Annotated in this window: 14 protein-coding genes; 7 read left to right on the top strand and 7 right to left on the bottom strand. The window is 57.6% G+C overall.

All coding sequences use genetic code 11. The features are described 5' to 3' along the window. Nucleotides 1-39: 39 nt before the first annotated feature. From ACXI0A_RS13235 to ACXI0A_RS13205, 7 genes are all read right to left on the bottom strand, one after another. The gene (locus ACXI0A_RS13235) at nt 40-990 is read right to left on the bottom strand and encodes a hypothetical protein (RefSeq protein WP_476148406.1); all 951 of its coding nucleotides are present in this window, start codon (nt 988-990) and stop codon (nt 40-42) included. A 14-nt stretch (nt 991-1004) separates the two neighbouring features. Then, nucleotides 1005-1781 carry a PP2C family protein-serine/threonine phosphatase gene (locus ACXI0A_RS13230; protein ID WP_224931691.1) on the bottom strand — a complete coding sequence of 259 codons (777 nt, stop codon included), beginning with the start codon at nt 1779-1781 and terminating at the stop codon, nt 1005-1007. Further along, entirely contained in the window at nt 1778-2893 is a 1116-nt protein-coding gene (gene tagH, locus ACXI0A_RS13225) for a type VI secretion system-associated FHA domain protein TagH (RefSeq protein WP_476148408.1), read from the bottom strand. Before tagH ends, ACXI0A_RS13230 begins: the two co-directional genes overlap by 4 nt. A 33-nt stretch (nt 2894-2926) precedes the next feature. Beyond that, nucleotides 2927-3625 (bottom strand): type VI secretion system-associated protein TagF, encoded by a 699-nt coding sequence (gene tagF, locus ACXI0A_RS13220; RefSeq protein WP_476148410.1) that lies wholly within the window; start codon nt 3623-3625, stop codon nt 2927-2929. A 13-nt stretch (nt 3626-3638) separates the two neighbouring features. After that, a complete protein-coding gene (gene tssM, locus ACXI0A_RS13215; protein ID WP_476148412.1) occupies nt 3639-5753 on the bottom strand; it encodes a type VI secretion system membrane subunit TssM in 2115 nt (704 codons plus the stop codon). Beyond that, a complete protein-coding gene (gene icmH / locus ACXI0A_RS13210; protein ID WP_224931699.1) occupies nt 5753-6967 on the bottom strand; it encodes a type IVB secretion system protein IcmH/DotU in 1215 nt (404 codons plus the stop codon). Before icmH ends, tssM begins: the two co-directional genes overlap by 1 nt. Nucleotides 6968-7052: 85 nt before the next feature. Continuing rightward, a complete protein-coding gene (locus tag ACXI0A_RS13205) occupies nt 7053-7544 on the bottom strand; it encodes an SH3 domain-containing protein (RefSeq protein ID WP_224931701.1) in 492 nt (163 codons plus the stop codon). Between the two features lie 479 nt (nt 7545-8023). Between ACXI0A_RS13205 and ACXI0A_RS13200 the strand changes: the two genes are divergently transcribed. The 7 genes from ACXI0A_RS13200 to cobA all read left to right on the top strand — a co-directional run bounded on the left by ACXI0A_RS13200 (nt 8024) and on the right by cobA (nt 19962). After that, nucleotides 8024-9244 (top strand): nitrate- and nitrite sensing domain-containing protein, encoded by a 1221-nt coding sequence (locus ACXI0A_RS13200; RefSeq protein ID WP_476148415.1) that lies wholly within the window; start codon nt 8024-8026, stop codon nt 9242-9244. A 267-nt stretch (nt 9245-9511) separates the two neighbouring features. Continuing rightward, nucleotides 9512-10765: an ABC transporter substrate-binding protein gene (locus ACXI0A_RS13195; RefSeq protein ID WP_476151046.1), complete on the top strand. Its 1254-nt coding sequence runs from the start codon at nt 9512-9514 to the stop codon at nt 10763-10765. 11 nt (nt 10766-10776) lie between these two features. After that, nucleotides 10777-11652 (top strand): nitrate ABC transporter permease, encoded by an 876-nt coding sequence (ntrB, locus tag ACXI0A_RS13190; RefSeq protein WP_224931705.1) that lies wholly within the window; start codon nt 10777-10779, stop codon nt 11650-11652. Between the two features lie 10 nt (nt 11653-11662). Continuing rightward, nucleotides 11663-12451 (top strand): ABC transporter ATP-binding protein, encoded by a 789-nt coding sequence (locus ACXI0A_RS13185; protein ID WP_097116841.1) that lies wholly within the window; start codon nt 11663-11665, stop codon nt 12449-12451. A 10-nt stretch (nt 12452-12461) separates the two neighbouring features. Continuing rightward, on the top strand, nt 12462-16529 hold the full coding sequence (nirB, locus tag ACXI0A_RS13180; protein ID WP_476148417.1) for a nitrite reductase large subunit NirB: 4068 nt from the start codon (nt 12462-12464) through the stop codon (nt 16527-16529). Continuing rightward, nucleotides 16526-19129, top strand: a complete 2604-nt coding sequence (locus ACXI0A_RS13175) for a molybdopterin-dependent oxidoreductase (protein WP_476148419.1) — start codon at nt 16526-16528, stop codon at nt 19127-19129. The genes nirB and ACXI0A_RS13175 overlap by 4 nt, the downstream gene beginning before the upstream one ends. Before the next feature lie 11 nt (nt 19130-19140). Continuing rightward, the gene (cobA, locus tag ACXI0A_RS13170; protein ID WP_476148421.1) at nt 19141-19962 is read left to right on the top strand and encodes a uroporphyrinogen-III C-methyltransferase; all 822 of its coding nucleotides are present in this window, start codon (nt 19141-19143) and stop codon (nt 19960-19962) included. Nucleotides 19963-20034: the final 72 nt, after the last annotated feature.

The raw sequence follows: 20034 nt of genomic DNA, 5'->3' as shown, positions 1-20034 counted from the left end.
GCGCCTGGCAGTCTGTTGACGTCAGGCGACGACCGCTAATTAATTAATGTTACGCCAGGCACCAATCGCCGGATCGGCAAGATCCGCATGCAGGGTGTCAATCAGTAACACAGTCACTTTTTGCTGTGGCATAAACTGCGACGACCATGCGCCGCGTAAAGTTTCAACCCGACTCTTTACCGCATCACTATCCTGACCTGCTGTCTTATCCATTTTGATCAGCAGGTTGCCAGTGAATCGCCATACATGTTGCTGGCTGTCAAACGGCAGCACTAACCAGCTATCCTCGGCATCCGGACGCGCCACAATCATGCGCTGTTTATTCACCGCCACCACTTCCAGTGCCGGGCCGCTGAGCTTGAGGTTAGCAATCGGATAGCCCTGATAGAAATTCACCGCCAGAGAGCGCGTTTTGTCACCGCTCATCAGGGTTAATTCACTTGGGCCTTCCAGCCAGCCCTCCGTGGAGCAGTGTTGCTGCGGGTTATCCGGAATAAACAGCGAGTCGCCGTTTTCGTCCCAGGATGTGCGGAAATGGCAACCCGCCGGTAAAGCGAAGTGCTGCAACGGGGTGTTATCTGCCGGGCGCGAGAGATCCAGCGGGGCGGCATTGCTGGCACTGGCGCTGGCGGTGGCATCGTTAATCACGATTGGCCGCCAGTTCTGAAGTTTTGCTGCGCTGCCGTTGGCCAGAACGCTGCCGTCTTTATTGGTCATCTGCCACGGGATTTCATCCAGCGTGCCGCATTGATTCGCCAGCAGCGTGCCGACGCGCGGCAGGAAGCTGGTCAGAATGCTGGAATCGGTGCTTTTGCCGGAAACAATACGCAACGGCAAAGTCTCTTTGCACCAGTCGTTGGGTGAATTGCTGGCCACATTATCGATATAGACTTCAAGCGACAGACTCGGCGAATAGACCACGCGATAATCATCAGCTTGCGCATTTAGAGCCAGCAACAAGGTCGCTAAGCCCGGCAACCACACTTTCATAAGGGTCCTTGGGATCAATAACGTGTCGGCAGAAAACGTGCCGCATCAGCCTGGGAATAAAGCAGCGTCGCTTCCTGCGGTTCGCCAATCCAGATTGCCAGAGCGCTAAGATTGTCGCTTTTTACACTGCGGTTAACGGCTTGTTCCATCAACGTCAGCCACTCTTCGCAGGCATTGACCATGCGCAGGGCTTGTTCCATCTCGTGAGTGGTCAGATTGAGCCAAAACCCGTCCGTGCAGACGAGAAACGCATCGCCATCGGTTAATGAAATCACTTCACTAAAGGTGGCTGGACGTGCAGGCTCTACGCCGAGTGCATTATAGAGTAAATTACTGTTAATTCCGGTATTTTCATAGCCTGCTTCGCGCAGTTGCTGGGCCAGGCTATGGTCACGTGTCACCTGGCTTAACACCCCGTGGCGGAAGTGATAAACCCGGCTGTCACCAGCATGCGCCCACCATGCGCGCTGCGTCTCGCGGTCAATAAACAGCGCGGCAAGCGTGGTGCTCATGCGTGCATATTTCGGATTCTTTCCCTGCGCCTCAAGTAGCACCTGCTGGCAGTGTTCAATCGCTGCGCGGGTGCTTTCGGGAGTAAACGTCGAAATGTTGTGCAACTGCTTCAGCAATGTATCCCGTACGAGTTGTGCCGCTTTATCACCACCAGGTAATCCAGCCACACCATCGCACACTAAAAAGCAGGCTTTGTGTTCATCGAGTTCAGCACCGGTGCGGTCTTGATTTTCATCGCGCAATCCTTGCTGACAGCGGCTGGCAAACATCATTTTCATGCGTCTTCAGTCCGTGTCTGGGAATCTTTATACTGATTCACTTCCATGTCATAGGCATGCAGGAAGGCTTCCCCGAACAGGGTGTGGAAGTCATCTTCAATTTCGCCTGCGGTGCGCTGGTAGTGGCGTGAGAAGTAATCCCACAATGCGGCTTTGCGTCCACTGTTAAAGGGCAGCTTAGGCAACACGCCATCTTTACGTGCTTCTTCTTCCAGGCGTTGCGGATTGAAGGATTGCAGCATCGCCGCAATGATGGCGCGAATACCGGCAATCATCCCCAGCTGATGCGCCTGCAAATCCACCAGTGCATCACGCACCGCGGCTTCTGGCGGCATAAAACCGGGCATCTGACTCTGATAAATCTGCATCAACACCGTTTTACCCGAAGGCAAAATCTTAAACGGATTGTTCGCCTCATTGAGGATCATCGTCATGTCGGCTTTCACGCCGCGTTTGAGGATCGAGCGCGAAGAGAGCAGGGCAACTGTGCCTTGCGAGAACAGGCTCAGCATGCGACCAGTAACGCGCATCTGCTCTTCGGTGATCGGCGTGTGATGGCCATTATTCAGCCCCATACCTTCCAGCAGTGCGGCCAGCAGTTTATCCTGATCGGCTTGAGGTAAAGTGGCGGGTACGGCAGGCACATCACTTTGTGGATCGATGGCCAGTCGTGGGTCAGTTCGGCGCTCCTGACGCGCCGCAGTGGCTTCCGACACAACCTCGAATGGCTGCTGCATGCCGAGAGGATCGGCAGCGCTGTCCGCGAAGAACGCAAGCGGGTCATCCTGCTGGGTGCTCTGGCAGGCAGGATCGCGCACTTCAAGGCCATAATCGCCGATTTGCAGCGCATCACCATGCTGGAGTTGTACTTGTGAACCGCGCTGCAATGCCACGCCATTCAGTACTACCGAGGTCACGCTACCCTGATTGGTCAGGCGACACTCGCCTTCCGGGGAGATATGCACCAACGCCTGCAAGCGTGAAATGGCGCGCGATTCGTCAGGCAGCACCAGATCGTTATCCTGGCTGCGGCCAATGGTTCCCCCAGGCGGCTTAAAAGCGACCGTCTTTGCTGGCACATCCGTATTGCACTGCACAATGGTAAATTGCATGAGTCATCCTGTTAACAAGGAAAACGCTGCGGCCTATTCAAACATGGGTGGATAGAGGCCGTTGCGTCCCGGCTGTGCACCTGCCGCCGGGTTAAACAGTAACGCAAAAAGTTGCGCGGTGAGCGGCCCACTGTGTTTATGTGTGGCGTGGGCAAAACCGTCACTGCGATTACTCCACCAGTAGCTAATGTGCTGCTGAGGATCAAATTTATCCGCCACTTCATGCCAGCTCAGCGTGCAGGGCAGATCATCAAAACCAATCACATCCATAATGTCGCTGCGCTGATTATCCGGAACCATCAGCGGCGTGACACGCTGCATCTGCTGCTCCAGCGCATCGGGGTTCAGTCGGTCGCGTACACCACGCAACAGCAGCGAGCCCAGATCCTGGAACCATTCACCCGACATCGCCAGTTGCGCGCTGTGCCAGTGGCTGATCGGAAAGCTGCGCAGTGCCAGCAACGGCCAGGTGCGCCCCACGCGATCGCACGAGGGCAGCAAACAGCCCATCTGTACCTGCTGACGCAGCGGCGACAGCGGCAAAACAAAATTCCAGACGGGTGCGCGCAGAAACAGCTGAGTGGTGGCATCGGGTTGCTGATGCCAGTGCATGAGCCCCTGTTGAAACCAATGGCTCCAGGGCGTCACGGTACTCTCACTCAGGCGCTGGCGCAGGAAATCACCGGTGGCTGGCAATTTGCCGTACCAACCCGGCGCGGTGTGCGTCGCCATTGTTACCTCACCATTACTCACTGTGTCCGGTCAATCGCTGCGAAACCCGCTGAGGCGCGATCGCCAGCGAACTGCCATTCTCACCGGCATTTTTCAGATTTTCTGCAAGCTTGCGCATCATCAATGCGTTATCTCGCGCATAGGGAGACGACTGAATCTGCTGATCCAGCAGCTGGCTGAGGTGCCAGTCAAGCTGCTGCAAATCCCGTGCACTGACATCATCAGGCAGGTTACGTTGCAGGTTCTGCATCAGCCAGCCACGCAGGAATTCGCCGTCGTAATTGCGCGGCTGATACAACATCTGGTAAGCACGCAGCGCGTTACGGCTGTATTCATTGTCATTACCGGGGTCGTTACGCAGCAAATTGGTGATTTGCTGGGCGACGCGCGGTAACAACAAAGACTTAAGCGCATTTTGATAAAGCACCCATGCCGCATCGCTTACCTGGTTACCACGATAGAGTCCCACGCGCATGCTAAGCGGTGGATTGTCGAGGGAAAAGCGCTCCGACAACGGCAACTTCACCAGGTTATTTAAGAAGGGTAGCAGATCAAAGATATTATCGGCTGGCTGATGGATCACCTGCTGACTCTGGCGGGTAATCGGCTCGATACGTGCAGTGACCTGGTCAAGGTAATGCTGGTTTTGGAAATAGCTGGCCAGCCATAAACCGGAGAGCAAGAGTAGTGCGCCGGTCAATGCACCGTAGCCAATCCAGTGGAACAGGCGGTTGCGATACTCCCAATGACGGTTACTGCCCGCCAGACCACTTTCGCGGAACACCAAATCGCTCAGCAGGTCGCGGATAAAGAAGCTCTGACCTTTATTTCCGGGGATGGGGTTGTTACGGGTGACGCTATCCCAGGTGGCGAGGCTACTTTCACCGGTATGCGGCAACTGCAGCTTACGGTTCAGTTCGCCCATGATGCGATCAAACGGTAAGCCTTCCTGAGTCCCGCTGGTAAAGAATAAGCCGCGCGCTGACCAGGCAATCTCATCCTCGTGGCGCGAGAACACCACATCCAGGTACTCGTTCAGCAACGGTCGTAATGAACTGAACTCCTGTGGGAACAGGAAACAGTCAGCACGCAGGGTGAGATCGCGTTCATTCGCCATCACCGTGGGCAGTTGCTGCTGCAGGCGCTGTTCTAATCGCTGATATTGCTGGCTGAAACTATTATGCCAGTCATCTTTGTGCGGTTTACCGGGCTCCCAGGGGAAGGTGAATCCCCAGATGGCATCGCGCTGCGGTTTGCTCAGACCTTCGTTAAAGCTTAAAAACCCTTTCAGCAGATCGGTCTTGGTGACCATCACATACACCGGGAAATGGATACCGGTTTGCTGGTGTAACTCCTGCATGCGGCTACGCAATGCGCTGGCCTGCGCGTGGCGCGCTTCCGCGGAATCGGTGAGCAGGTCGGCGACGCTAATGGTCATGATCACACCGTTGATCGGCTGTCGCGTGCGATAGCGTTTCAACAGGTTGATGAAACTCTGCCATTCGGCGCCATCACGTGCGCGCTGGCTCTCCTGCAAAGCATAACGCCCAGCAGTATCAATCATTACCGCGCTGTCGGTGAACCACCAGTCGCAGTGACGAGTGCCGCCGACGCCGCGAATGGCCGCTTTACCGAGGCTATCGGTCAGTGGAAACTCCAGTCCGGCATTGAGCAGGGCGGTGGTTTTTCCCGCACCGGGCGCACCAATGATCACGTACCAGGGAAGCTGATAGAGATAGTGGCTCTGAAAACGTGCCAGCCAGCTCTGTTGATGGCGGCGGCCAAACTGGGTGCGTTTAAGACGCAGGGCGGCTTCACTGAATCGCTGAGACAGCAGCGTATCGGTAGCCTGGCGATCGGACAGCTCCTCCTGACTCATCTCCTGCAAACGGTTCAGGAGTTTGCTGTTAAACCAGCCACGCCAAATCGCGGGGATAAACTGGAACAGCACCCAGCAGAAGAACAGCAAACCAACCAGCAGTTGACGAGGAAACACCGGCTCAAGCGGGCGCGTGTCTCCCCAGGTCCAGAGCGGCCCAAGCATCCACAGCACACAGCTTAAGGCCGTGACACCAATCAGGCTCCACAGCAGGCGGTGGGTTAACAGATGTTGCAGCGATGCGCGCATCACTCACCTCCCGGATGATTGCCAAGGGTTTCCGGTGCGGCAAACAGGGTGATTTCCACACGGCGGTTGCGCGCGCGGTTTTCATTGCTGTCATTAGGCAGCAGAGGATTGCTGTCGCCGCGACCTTCCGCTTTCACGCTGTGCCCTTCGGCCAGTTGCGGATTCAGCAATTGCGTCACGGCGCGTGCGCGCGCAAAGGAGAATTCATAGCTTGAGGCAAAACGCCCATCAACAGGGCTGTTATCGGTATACACGGATACCAGCACCGTGCCTTTAACGGTTTTCATAGCGCTGGCAACGTGCGCCAGCAGCGCGCGACCGACCTGATTGACCACGGTTCCGTCCGGGGAGAAGAGTTTATCGGCGGGAATAATCACCTTGCTGCCAAATGCCCCATCGCTGACTTCCAGCTGACCGGCGGCGATCACATCGTTCAAACGCTGATGTAAATCCAGCAACGCCTGCGGTGAGGTAGGGCGACGCCCAGGCATAATTTGCGGCAACGGGGTTTGATAGATGGCACGCAGCAGCGGTTCGGCCGCGTTGCCCAGCCGCCAGTTCAGGCCGCTATAAATCAGGCAGGCAATCAGGGCCGCTAACATTGCACAGGCCCATAACGGCACCATCGGGCGGGTCAGGCGACTGACTAAGGGATGTACTTCCACCAGCGGGGCGGCCGGGTTAGCGGTCGATGGGCGTGTTTCCTGAATCAGTTGAGCGAGCCGTTTACGAATGCCTTCACACTGCGCACGGCCAGCGTCACTGCCGCGATAACGGCCTTCATAGCCCAGCAGCAGGCAGTAATGAATCAGCTCCAGCAGCCACAGGTGTTGTTGCGGGCTTTGCGAGACGCGGGAAAGCAGCTGAAACACTTTCTCGCCGCCCCAGCTTTCATTATGGAAAGTGACCAGCATCCCATTCCCTGACCACACACCGCGCGTACCCCATGGGGTTTGTGCGGCCGCTTCATCCAGTACGCTGCATAAACAGTAGCGCGCACCAATGATCATCTCGAACGGCAAACCGGCTTGCTTGCAGCGTTGTTCAAAATGGCGGATTTCTTCAATCAGCAACTGGCGTAAACCGGCGGGATCGTCATGCGTGGCAGCCTGCCGTATACGGACAACGGCATTCAGGATCGGTGCTGCGGCATTAAGCAAAAGGTTATCATTGCCCGCGACAATGCCATCGCGGGCAACAGAATCCTGGGTCATTAAATATCGTATTTCCTGGCAATCGCGCTATTGGCAGTCCACAGAGTACAACCTTGCTGTGGACAATCTGCGCCGTATTGCATTATCAGTCTAAGATCCAGGTCGCGGTATCGTTGGTACGGCAAGCCTTACTGGCGCCGCCAACAGCCACGCAGACCTGTTTAGTGCGGCGGGGACGCGGACGATCGCTGCGCACGGTGGCGTCATAACGGCTGCTTTCAACCCCAGCTTTCGGAGGGATGTAACCAATCAGCTGTCCATTGGGTTCATCGGCAACCGCTAACCAGCTATGTTCAACACGTCCCAGCACTTCAAAAGGTTTAGCGTTATCGAGATAACGTACTATCTTGCCGCCATAATCTGGCGTGGTCATCACCGATGCTGCGTAAAGCGCACGGAAACTCTCATTAACTGGCGTAAATTCGCCTGGTGCGGCCACCGCATTACGGTGGATCAGCTTGACGCCATTAACCTCACTGGTGACCAATGTGTCATCAGTCACCGCCGGGGGTGGCGCTTTACAACCCGCCAACGTTAATACCGCCAGCAGAGTTAGCAACAGACTCTTATTCACCATGAACCTCAAATTTCATCAGATTAGCTGCAGATTAATGTGTGGCACACGCATTTAAGGCGGGCAGAGTATGCAGCAGGAAAGCCATCAAAAAACAGTCAGATTACAGAAAGATAGTGCTGTGCTCAGTCTACCTAAGACTTTTGAGAATTCAATCCATTGCATCGCGAGAAATCCCGTGCTACCGGGCGAAAATAGCTCATAGCCCGGTGATAAAAAACGCGTGCCTTTAGTGATAGATAAGCTGAGTTTACTTATTTACCCACGTAAGCGTATAACGCAGGCGATAAAGCCGAAGCTACCCAGAAAGGTGCTTGATTAATAGTAAGCACTCTTAATATTTCCTTAAGGTTAAAAAAAGATTGCGCGAGTAAACAATTTTCTTACTTTCGGAATTTCCGCGTACATTTCCACCATCTTTAAAGCCAGTCCGGCACGGCTTTTGCTTAACATTAGTATTGTTATTTTACGTAGAGAGCATTATGAGCCGGGCTTTAGAGTATTTGCGCGCCAGTCGCGCCAGCGAAGTTGCCAGCCTGAAACGATTAATGCGCACGGGCGAACAGATTCTGGCATTGAGTGAACTCATTCACGTGCTGCAGCGTGAGCGCGGTGCCAGCAACATTTGGATCTGTTCAGCGGGACGGCTGTTTGGCGAGGAACTGGATGCGCGCGCGCGTGAGGTCGCGCAACGGCAGGAAAATGCCCTTAAGCTCCTGCCGGAAGCGGTGGCGCAACCGGGTTACAGCCGTTTCTGCATGCTGATAGCCGCAGCGCTGCAGTCCTTAGAGAGCTTGCCGGCATTACGCCAGCAAATACGGGCAGGGCAATGCAGCCATACGGAAGCGATGAATGGCTTTAACGACATCATCCGCACCCTGCTTAACCTGGTCTTCGAAGCCACCGATACGGCCAGTGAACCGGATATTTCCCGTGCGCTCATCGCGCTCTTTAGCTTTATGCAGGGTAAGGAGCTGGCGGGACAGGAGCGAGCCACCGGTTCTGCCGGCTTCGCTGCTGGGGAGTTTACGGCGCAACAGCGCCAGCGGATTCAACTGTTGATCGCCGCTCAGGAGCAAAGCTTCGCGACCTTCAGTCAGTTCGCGGATGCGCAAAATCAGCAGCGATGGTTAATGATGGCGGATGCGGACAGCCAGATTGAGCGTCTGCGCCGCATTGCCTGCACCGGCGCGCAGTGCGGCGAAAATGGCGTGTTGCAGTGGTTCACGCTGCTCAGCCAACGTCTCGATCAGATGAAACAGATTGAGGATGCACTGTGCAGCACATTAATAGCTTGTTGCCAGCGTGCCATTGCGGCGAGCGAACAAGCTGAACCACAGCTTTCAGCGATCAATGAGGACGCGAGTTTCTCATTGTATGTCGCTGGCGCCAGCTGGCTGGGTGAGCAGGAAACAACACTCGACAGTAACGGTCTCGCCCCCCAACTCGGCCGCTCTGTGCTGTCACTGATTCGCGAGCAGGCGCAACGGTTACAGGCACAGGCGGATGAACTTGCCACCATGCGTGCTTCTCTGGATGAGCGAAAAGTCATCGACCAGGCTAAAGGATGGCTAATGCAGCAGCACGGTTTTAGCGAGCAGGATGCGTGGCAAGCGCTGCGCAAAAGTGCCATGAATCAGAACAAACGCATGCTGGATATTGCTCAGGCGATCCTCGCCGTCGCGGCCACGCTGAAGCCATAACCCGAAGGAGGTAGTTGCACAAAGCTTGTGCGTATTATGCGTCCTGGCAGTGCAAAGCGGAGTCAGATTCACGGCTCAATGGCGCGCTAATATTGATTTTGCAGTAAAAAATTTTCTGGCACAGGCTTTGCAATATTCCACTGACATTGCGCATTTGTTTCGCCAACGGCGGTGAAGCGAGTGCTTTGGATAAAGGCGTCCGACCCCATGTTTTTACGACATGCGGGAGGACGCCTTTTTTTATTTCTTTTTTTCAGGAAGCGCATGATGAGTAAAACGCGGTTTTCAGTCTCACGTCGTCAGTTCCTGCTGGGTAGCGCGGTGGTAGGCAGCAGTTATTTATTGCCGGGCTTACGTAATGCGGTGTGGGCTGCCGGATCAGATGCGCCCGAAAAAAGCAGCGTGCGCGTGGGCTTTATTCCACTCACTGACTGCGCTCCGGTAGTGATGGCATCGGTGAAAGGATTCGATAAGAAGTACGGTCTGACGCTGCAACCGAGCAAAGAAGCCAGTTGGGCGGCGGTGCGTGACAAACTTACTGCGGGCGAGCTGGATGCGGCGCACGCGCTGTACGGCATGATCTACGGCTTACAGCTGGGCGTAGCAGGCCCACAGCACGACATGGCTAACCTGATGACGTTGAATAACAACGGTCAGGCCATCACGCTCGCCAATCAACTGAAAGAGCAGAAGGTCACGGATGCCACCAGCTTGCAAAAGCTGATCGCCAGCCAGGCCAAAGGCACGTTCACCTTCGCGCACACCTTCCCGACCAGCACCCACGCCATGTGGCTCTATTACTGGCTGGCAAACGCCGGTATCGATCCCTTTGAGGATGTGCGCACCGTGGTGGTGCCGCCGCCGCAGATGGTGATGAACATGAAGATGGGCAACATGAGCGGCTTCTGCGTGGGCGAGCCATGGAATCAGCGCGCCATCAGCGACAACATCGGTTTTACCGCCACCACCACGCAGCAAATCTGGCCCGATCATCCGGAAAAAATCCTCGCCACTCGCGCGCAATGGGTGCAAGAGAACCCTAACACGGCGCGCGCCATGACGGCAGCGGTGCTGGAAGCCGCACGCTGGATCGATGCTTCTGATGAAAACCGCAAAGAGACCGCCGCCGTATTAGCCGGGCGCGCATGGATCAACACCAAAGTTGAAACCTTAGAAGGGCGCATGCTCGGCCAGTACGAAAACGGTCTCGGCCAGAAATGGCAGGACGCGCATGCCATGCGCTTCTTCCACGATGGCGAAGTGAGCTTCCCATGGATCTCTGATGGCATGTGGTTCCTGACGCAAATGAAGCGCTGGGGCATGGTGAAGACCGCCCCCGATTACGCTGCCGTTGCCCGTCAAATCAATCGTATCGACATCTACAAACAAGCCGCCAGCGCAGTGGGAGGCGTCTCCGTGCCGTCCAGTGAAATGCGCAGCAGCACCCTTATCGACGGCAAGGTGTGGGACGGCAGTAACCCTGCCGCGTATGCCGACAGTTTTGCCATTAAACGCAGTTAAGTGAGGTCAGCATGAAATCTGAAGCCCGCACGCTAAAACCCGCGACGCCTGTCGTCGCTCAGCCGGCGCAGGTGATTGCGCTTAACGTGCCACAGAAACCGCGCGCTCGTCAGCGCTGGTTGCAACCGCTGCTACAACGACTGATCCCGGCGAGTTGCGGCGTCATTCTGCTGCTGTTTGTCTGGCAGCTGGCATCGATGTCGAGCAAAGGCTTCCCTACGCCGTATGCCACCTGGCAGGCGGCCGTCACGCTGTTTGCTGACCCTTTCTACAACAATGGGCCAAACGACCAGGGTATTGGCTGGAACATCGTCGCCTCGCTGCAACGCGTGGCGGTGGGCTTTGGTCTGGCAGCGCTGGTGGGCATCCCAGCCGGTTTCCTGATTGGCCGCTTCACCTTTGTGGCGCGCATGTTTAACCCGATCATCGCGCTGCTGCGTCCGGTCAGCCCGCTGGCGTGGTTGCCGATTGGTCTGCTGCTGTTCCAGCGTGCGGAACCGGCCTCCAGCTGGACCATTTTCATCTGCTCAATCTGGCCGATGGTGATCAACACCGCCGAGGGCGTGCAGCGCATCCCGCAGGATTACCTCAACGTCGCCCGCGTGCTGCAACTCAACGAATGGACGGTGATGCGCCGCATTCTGTTCCCCGCGGTATTGCCCGCCGTGCTCACCGGGATGCGCCTGTCGATGGGCATCGCCTGGCTGGTGATCGTTGCTGCCGAGATGCTGACCGGCGGTCTCGGGATTGGCTTCTGGATCTGGAACGAGTGGAACAACCTCAACGTGGAAAACATCCTGATCGCCATCGTGGTGATCGGCGTGATTGGGCTGTTGCTGGAGCAGGCACTGATGCTGCTGGCACGTCGTTTTAGCTGGGATAAATAAGGGGCCGATGATGAATCCGATTATTCGCGTACAGCAGGTGAGTCAGCGTTTTAACACCGCCAGCGGTGAATTTCTGGCACTCGATAACGTTAGCTTCGATATCCACGCGGGTGAAACATTGAGCCTGATTGGCCACTCCGGCTGCGGTAAATCCACTTTGCTCAACTTGATCGCTGGCTTAACTCAACCGAGCAGCGGCGTACTGCTATGTGAGAACCGCGAAATCAGCGGCCCCGGCCCCGAGCGTGCGGTGGTATTTCAGAACCACTCGCTGCTGCCATGGCTCACCGCCTATCAGAACGTTGAGCTGGCGGTGCAGCAGGTGTTTAAAGGGCAGATGAACAAGCGCGAGATGAGCGAGTGGATCGAGCACAACCTCAATCGCGTGCAGATGAGCCATGCCATGCACAAGCGCCCCTCGGAAATCTCCGGCGGCATGAAACAGCGCGTCGGTATTGCGCGTGCGCTGGCGATGAAACCACGCGTGCTGCTGTTGGATGAGCCGTTCGGCGCGCTCGACGCCTTAACGCGCGCCCACCTGCAAGACAGCGTGATGCGCATCCAGCAGGAGCTGAAAACCACCATTGTGCTGATCACCCATGACGTGGATGAAGCGGTGTTGCTGTCGGACCGCGTGCTGATGATGACCAACGGCCCGGCGGCGCAGGTGGGCGAGATCCTCGCTATCGATCTGCCGCGCCCGCGTTCGCGCGTGGCGCTGGCCGATGAGCCGCGCTATCACCAGCTACGCCAGCAGATCCTGCATTTCCTCTACGAAAAACAGACGGCAGTGGCGTAAGGAGCGGGCGATGACTCAGCAACTGGTGGTGATTGGTAACGGCATGGCGGCGATGCGCATGGTGGAAACCTTGCTGCAACGTGCGCCGGGCCGCTATTCCATCACGGTGATTGGCCGTGAAGCACAGGGCAATTACAACCGAGTGCTGCTGTCACCGGTGCTGTCTGGGGAAAAAGCCTTCGCGGACACGCTGATCCACACGCCGGAATGGTATGTCGCACATGACGTACAACTGCTGATGGGGGAAGAAGCGCTGCAAGTGGATCTCACCGCACGGACGGTGTTCACCGATCAACGCACGCTGCACTGGGACCAGCTGGTGTTTGCCTGTGGTTCACAACCGCGTATGCCGGATCTGCCGGGTGTTGAACGCCCGCAGGTGTTGGGGTTCCGCACCTTGCGCGATGTCGACACCATGCTGGCGCAGGATGGACCGGTGGTGGTGCTGGGCGGTGGATTGATTGGGGTGGAAGCCGCTGCGGCGCTGCGTTTGCGCGGTCGCGACGTCACGCTGCTGCATCATCGTCCGTGGCTGTTGGATCGCCAACTGGATCAACAGGCGGGTGCACTACTGACACAGCATCTCACTCAGCGCGGTATCCACTGTCGCCTCGGCGTATCGCTGCAATCGATCCATCGCGCTCACGTGACGCTCACCGATGGCACGTTGCTGCCTGCGCAGCAGGTGGTGATGGCGATTGGCGTGGTGCCTGAAATCGCCCTGGCGCAGCAGGCTGGCGTGCCATGCCAGCGCGGCATCATCGTTAACCGTCAGCTGCAAACCCAGGTCGCTAACGTCTATGCGCTGGGCGAATGCTGTGAAATCGACGGTGAGACCTTTGGCCTGGTAGCGCCGTGTCTGGCTCAGGCCGATGTGCTGGCGGCACAGCTGGCCGGCGCGCAGGTGGCGGATTTTTACCATCAGGAGAGCGGTACGCGGCTCAAAGTCACCGGCATTGAGATGTTCAGCGCGGGCGACATCCGTGAAGGCGACTCTATCACCAGTTTTGATCCTTTCGACGGCCACTATCGCCGTCTGTTCTTACGCGATGGCGCCCTGCGCGGCGTGCTGCTGTTTGGCGACAGTCAGGGCGCCAGTTCGCTGCTAACCCAATTACAACAGGCAGAACACGTGGACATTCACGCGCTGTTTGGTCTGGAGAATCCCTTAACGCAGCCGTGTGCTGCAGGAAGCAATGTGATGAGCAAACCTCTTCTCGCCGTGGTGGGCCACGGCATGGTCAGCCACCATTTTCTTGAGCAGCTGGTGAGTCGGGAAATGCACCAGCACTATCACATCGTGGTGTATGGCGATGAGCCGCAGATGGCGTATGACCGCGTGCACCTCACCGAGTACTTCACCGGCAAAAGTGCCGACGATCTCTCTCTGGTGAGCGAAAACTTCTTCGCGCAACACGGTATTGAATTGCGCACGGGTTGCGAAGTGCTGGCGATTGATACCGACAAGCGCAGCCTGCGCGATGCCAGCGGTGCGGAGCTTGCATGGGACAAACTGGTGCTGGCCACCGGATCGATGCCGTTTGTGCCGCCGGTGCCAGGACGTGAGAATCCGCGCTGTTTTGTCTATCGCACCCTGGCCGATCTCGATGCGATTGCCGCCTGCGCCAAACAGGCCACGCGCGGCGTGGTGATCGGCGGCGGTTTGCTGGGTTTGGAAGCGGCCAACGCCCTGAAGCAACTCGGGCTGGAAACCCACGTGGTGGAGTTTGCCCCGCGTCTGATGGCGGTGCAGCTGGATGATGGCGGGGCGCAAATGCTGCGCGGCAAAATCAGCGCGCTGGGCGTGCAGATCCACACCAGCAAACAGACCGAAGCGATTGAAAGCCAGCCGGACGGCAGCGTGCTGCTGCGCTTTGCCGATGGCAGCGTACTGGAAACCGATCTGATTGTGTTCTCCGCCGGTATCCGACCACGCGATACTTTGGCGCGTGCGGCGGGCATCCAACTCGGTGAGCGGGGTGGCATTGCCATTAACGACGGCTGTGAAACCAACGTGGCCGGCGTGTATGCGATTGGCGAGTGTGCGCTGTGGCAAGGGCAGGTTTTTGGTTTGGTGGCACCGGGCTATCAGATGGCGCGCGTGCTGGCAGCGCAGCTGGCGCAGGAGGAGCTGGCATTCGGCGGCGCGGATATGAGCACCAAGCTTAAACTGCTCGGTGTGGAAGTGGCCTCGTTTGGGGATGCGCATGGCCGCACCGCTGACAGTCAAAGCTATCACTGGACTGACAATCCCAAAGGCATCTACAAAAAACTGGTGGTGTGCAAAGACAGCAAAACCTTGCTCGGCGGTGTGCTGGTGGGTGACAGCGGTGATTACAGCAGTCTGCTTCAGATGATGCTCAACAAGATGCCGCTGCCGAGTGAACCAGAAAGCCTGATCCTGCCGCAGCTGGCCGGGGCGCCATCCAAAGCATTGGGGGTAGCGGCGTTGCCGGAAGCCGCGCAGATCTGCTCCTGCCACAACGTCAGCAAAGGGGATATTTGTGCAGCCGTGCAGGGCGGTTGCGGCGATATGGCCGCAATCAAAAGCTGCACTAAAGCGGCCACCGGCTGTGGCGGCTGTAGTGCGCTGGTGAAACAGGTGATGGAGCTGGAGCTGGCGAACCAGGGTGTGGTGGTCAAAAAGGATATCTGCGAGCACTTTGCCTACTCACGGCAGGAGCTGTATCACCTGATACGCGTCGGCAATATCACCACCTTTGATCAACTGATCCTGCAGCATGGTCGAGGTCACGGCTGTGAAGTGTGCAAGCCGCTGGCGGGCTCGCTGCTGGCCTCGTGCTGGAACGAGTATCTGCTCAAACCCCAGCATCTGCCGTTGCAGGACACCAATGACCGCTACTTTGCCAACATCCAGAAAGACGGCACTTACTCCGTGGTGCCGCGCGTGCCAGCCGGAGAAATCACGCCTAAAGGGCTGATTGCCATCGGCGAAGTAGCGGCCCGTTACGATCTCTACACCAAAATCACCGGCGGACAGCGTATCGATCTATTTGGCGCACGGCTGGATCAGCTGCCGGACATCTGGGAAACACTGATTGCCGCTGGCTTCGAGACCGGCCACGCCTACGGCAAATCGCTGCGCACCGTGAAGTCCTGTGTCGGCTCGACCTGGTGTCGGTATGGCGTGCAGGACTCCACCGCTTTCGCTATCGCGCTGGAGAATCGCTACAAAGGGCTGCGTGCGCCACACAAAATCAAAATGGCAGTGTCGGGCTGTACCCGCGAGTGTGCTGAAGCGCAGAGCAAGGACATTGGGGTGATCGCCACCGACAAAGGCTGGAACCTCTATGTGTGCGGCAATGGCGGCATGAAGCCGCGTCACGCTGACCTGTTCGCCAGCGATCTGGATGATGAAACGCTGTTGCGCTATGTGGATCGCATTCTGATGTTTTATGTGCGCACTGCCGACCGTCTGCAGCGCACCAGCGTGTGGATGGACAACATGGAGGGCGGACTGGATTACCTGCGCAGCGTGATCATCGAGGATGCCCTTGGTATAGGCGACATGCTGGAGCAGGAGATGCAATTGGTGGTGGATCGCTACCAGTGCGAGTGGCAAAGCACGCTGCAGGACCCTTCACGCCGCGCATTGTTCAGTGCAACAGTCAACAGTGAGCAAGCGGATGAAACCCTGAACTATGTGCGCGTGCGCGACCAGCGACAACCCGCGGCCATGGACATCATTCCAGTGACAACGCTGCCTGCTGAACCCTGGAGCGCCATTTGTGATGTGGCGTCAATTCCTGAGGCCGCAGGGATGGGTGCGCGACTGGGTAGCCAGCGTGTGGCGCTGTTCCGTTTTGGTGAAGCAATCTACGCGCTGGAGGATATTGAGCCGGGCACGCAGGCCAGCGTATTGTCGCGCGGGATTCTCGGTGATGTGGCGGGCGAACCGGTGGTGATCTCTCCGCTATATAAGCAGCGGGTTCGTTTGCGCGATGGACAGAGTCTGGATAATGCCGAGCACCAGCTGCGCTGCTGGCCGGTACGCGTCGATGGCGGCAAAGTGTGGCTCGGTCATCAACCTATTCTCGCGCTCGCGGCTGCATCATGAAAACCACCTGTCCTTACTGCGGCGTGGGCTGTGGCGTAGAAATCCACGCGCCCGAACAGCCGGTGAGCGGGGACCGTCAGCACCCGGCGAACTTTGGCCGCCTGTGCGTGAAAGGCTCTGCGCTGGGTGAAACCCTGTCTCATGAAGGGCGTCTGTTGTGGCCGAAGATCCACGGTGAACGCGTCAGCATGGATCAGGCGCTGGATCATGTCGCACAAGGGCTGCGCCGTATCATCGATCAGCATGGCCCACAGGCAGTGGCGTTTTATGGCTCTGGCCAACTTCTGACTGAGGACTACTACACCGCCAACAAGCTGATGAAGGGCTTTATCGGCGCCGCCAATATCGATACCAACTCACGGCTCTGTATGGCGTCGGCGGTGGTGGGCTACAAACGGGCGTTTGGTGCCGATGCAGTGCCCTGCTGTTATGAAGATATCGAGCAGGCGGATATGGTGGTGCTGGTCGGTTCAAACGCGGCGTGGGCGCATCCGGTGGCGTGGCAGCGGCTGGTGCAGGCGAAAACCGAACGACCAGAAATGCAGCTGGTGGTGATCGACCCACGTCGCACGGCCAGCTGTGATATCGCCGATCTGCATCTGGCCCTGCAGCCGGGGTCGGACAGTGCGCTGTTCTCCGGGCTGCTTAACTGGCTGAGCGACAATGATGCGGTGGATGCAAGCATGCTGCCCCATCTGTCCAACGTCGAAGCCTCGCTGGCGGCCTGCAAAGCCTGGGATCTGGCCACAGTCGCCGCCGCCTGCCAGCTCAGCGAGCAAGATATTGTGGCTTTCTGGCAACGGTTTGCCCAGCAACCCCGCGTGGTGACGTTGTGGTGCATGGGAATCAACCAGTCGCAAACCGGTAGTGACAACAATAACGCCATCATCAATGCCCATCTGCTCAGCGGAAAAATCGGCTATGCCGGCGCGGGTCCCTTTTCGTTAACCGGACAGCCGAATGCCATGGGCGGGCGTGAGGTCGGTGGTTTAGCCAATCAGCTGGCGGCGCACATGGGGTTCAGCGAAGAGGAGGTGGACCGCGTGAGTCGCTTCTGGAACAGCCCGCAGGTGGCGCGTCAGCCCGGTTTAACCGCGGTTAATCTGTTCAATGCGATTGATAGCGGCGAAGTCAAAGCAGTGTGGATCATGGGCACCAATCCGGCGGTGTCGATGCCTGAAGGGAATCGTGTTGCTCAGGCGTTGGCCAGGTGCCAACTGGTGGTGGTGTCCGAAGTCAGTGCGCGCAGTGATACCGCTGATTTGGCTGATGTTTTGTTACCTGCACAAGGGTGGGGCGAGAAGAACGGCACGGTGACCAACTCCGAGCGGCGCATATCACGCCAGCGCAGTTTTATCGCCCCGGCCGGCGAAGCGAAACCTGACTGGTGGTTACTGGCGCAGGTGGCGCAGCGTCTGGGATATGCCGAAGCCTTTGCCTGGCAGCATCCCAGCGAAATCTTTGCCGAACACGCCGCGCTGTCTGGCTTTGAAAATCAAGGCCGTCGCGCCTTCGATATTAGCGCCCTGGCGCAGATCACTCGTGAGCAATATGACCAGCTCGCGCCCGTTCAGTGGCCGCTCAATGACAGCGCACCGAGTGGCACCGCACGGCTGTTTGCCGATCGTCGTTTCTTCCACGCGGATGGCAAAGCGCGTTTGTTGCCGCCGGCCATTCCGGTTAAGACGCTGACCAGTTCGCGATATCCCTTATTAATGAATACCGGACGCATTCGTGACCAGTGGCACACCATGACGCGCACCGGCAACGTGCCGCGCCTGATGCAGCATTACGATGAGCCTTTTGTCGCGCTGCACCCGCATGATGCGGCGGCACACGGCTTAAGTCAGGGCGAACTCACCCGTGTGCAGTCGGCATTGGGCTGGTGGAGTGGTCGCGTGATGATAGACAGTGGATTAACACGCGGACAGCTGTTTGTCCCGATGCACTGGACGCGTCAGTTTAGTGCGCAGGCAAATGTCGACGGCTTAGTGGCGGCTCACTGCTGTCCTGACTCGGGGCAACCTGCGTTGAAGCAGACCGCAGTGCGTTTGCAACCGCTGCGTCCGTCGTGGCAGGGATGGTTGTTCATGCCTGAGGTGATAACACCACCGAAACTGTTGTATTGGTCGCGTGCGCCGCAACAGGGAGCACAACGGTATGTGCTGGCGGGTGAGGCGCAGGCAGCAGATTGGTTGATGCAGTTACCCGCTATGCAGGAAGTGCAGTGGCAACAGGCGCAGGCGGGACAGCAGTTACACATGTTGGGCTGGCGCAGCGGACGTTTAGTGTGTGCGTTTTATGCCGCGCCCTGGTTGCCAGAGATTGATCATGGCTTCGTGGCGCGAGCCTTCACGGAGACGCCAACGTCTCCGCAGCTGCGTCATGCGCTATTGGGTGGGCGTCCGGCTCAGGGGGAAAGCCAGGGCCGGACAATTTGCAGCTGTTTCGGCGTGGGAGAAGTGGCGATCCGTCGCGCGATCGAGCAGGGCTGCGACTCGCCAGTGGCACTCGGTGCCGCGTTAAAGTGCGGCACCAACTGTGGCTCCTGTATTCCGGAACTTAAAAACTTACTGGCAACCCTGCGTGTGGCGCAGTAGCGGAGAACATCATGACTCAGGCCATTGAGCGTCTTGAAAAACTGTTCAATTTCCAAAGTGGGGATTCGGCGCCGGGCTGCGTGTGGCTGGTGGGGGCAGGGCCGGGTGATGTCGAATTACTGACGCTGAAAGCACTACGCCTGATTAAAAGCGCTGATGTGGTGGTGTATGACCGCCTGGTAAGCGACGAGATCATGGCTGAAGTGCCGTCCTCGACCCTGTCGATCGATGTCGGTAAAAAGCCCGGCAGCCATGGCCTGAAGCAGGCGCAGATCAATCAGTTACTGACCGATCTGGCGGCCAGTGGGCGGCGGGTGGTGAGGTTGAAGGGCGGCGATCCCTTTATTTTTGGGCGCGGCGGAGAAGAGATGTTGTTTCTGCAGCAGGCGGGTATTACCTGCCAGATAGTGCCCGGCATCACTGCCGCAGCCGGTTGTGCGGCAGCAAGCGGCATTCCGCTGACGCATCGCGATTGTGCGCAGTCTTTACGGCTAATCACCGGGCACGGCAAAAGCGGTGAGCCACAGTTGGATGATGCCAGTTTAGCCGCCAGCAATCAGACGCTGGTGTTCTATATGGGGCTGAAATGGAGCGCCAGCATCAGCGCCCAGTTGCAGGCGCACGGTCGCGCTGCCGATACGCCGGTGGCGATCATTGAGAATGGCACGCGCCCTGATCAGCGCGTGATGGTGACCACCCTGGCGGACCTGACTGTCACCATTGCGCGTGAGCAGGCGCAATCTCCCGCACTGCTGCTGGTGGGCGAGGTGGTACGCTTTTATCGCCAGCCCTACACCGCCGATCTCAGTGCAATTTCACTTATGGCTAAATAAACTCGTATTTTCCCCCCTTAATCCACGCTTTAGCCTTGGCGGGTTTTGGCATCCTATGCTCAGAATTCCTGC

The sequence above is a fragment of the Pantoea sp. C1E2 genome, from assembly GCF_056491465.1.
Note: the sequence above shows the minus strand (reverse complement) of the source record. Positions and strands in the feature narration are given on the sequence as shown.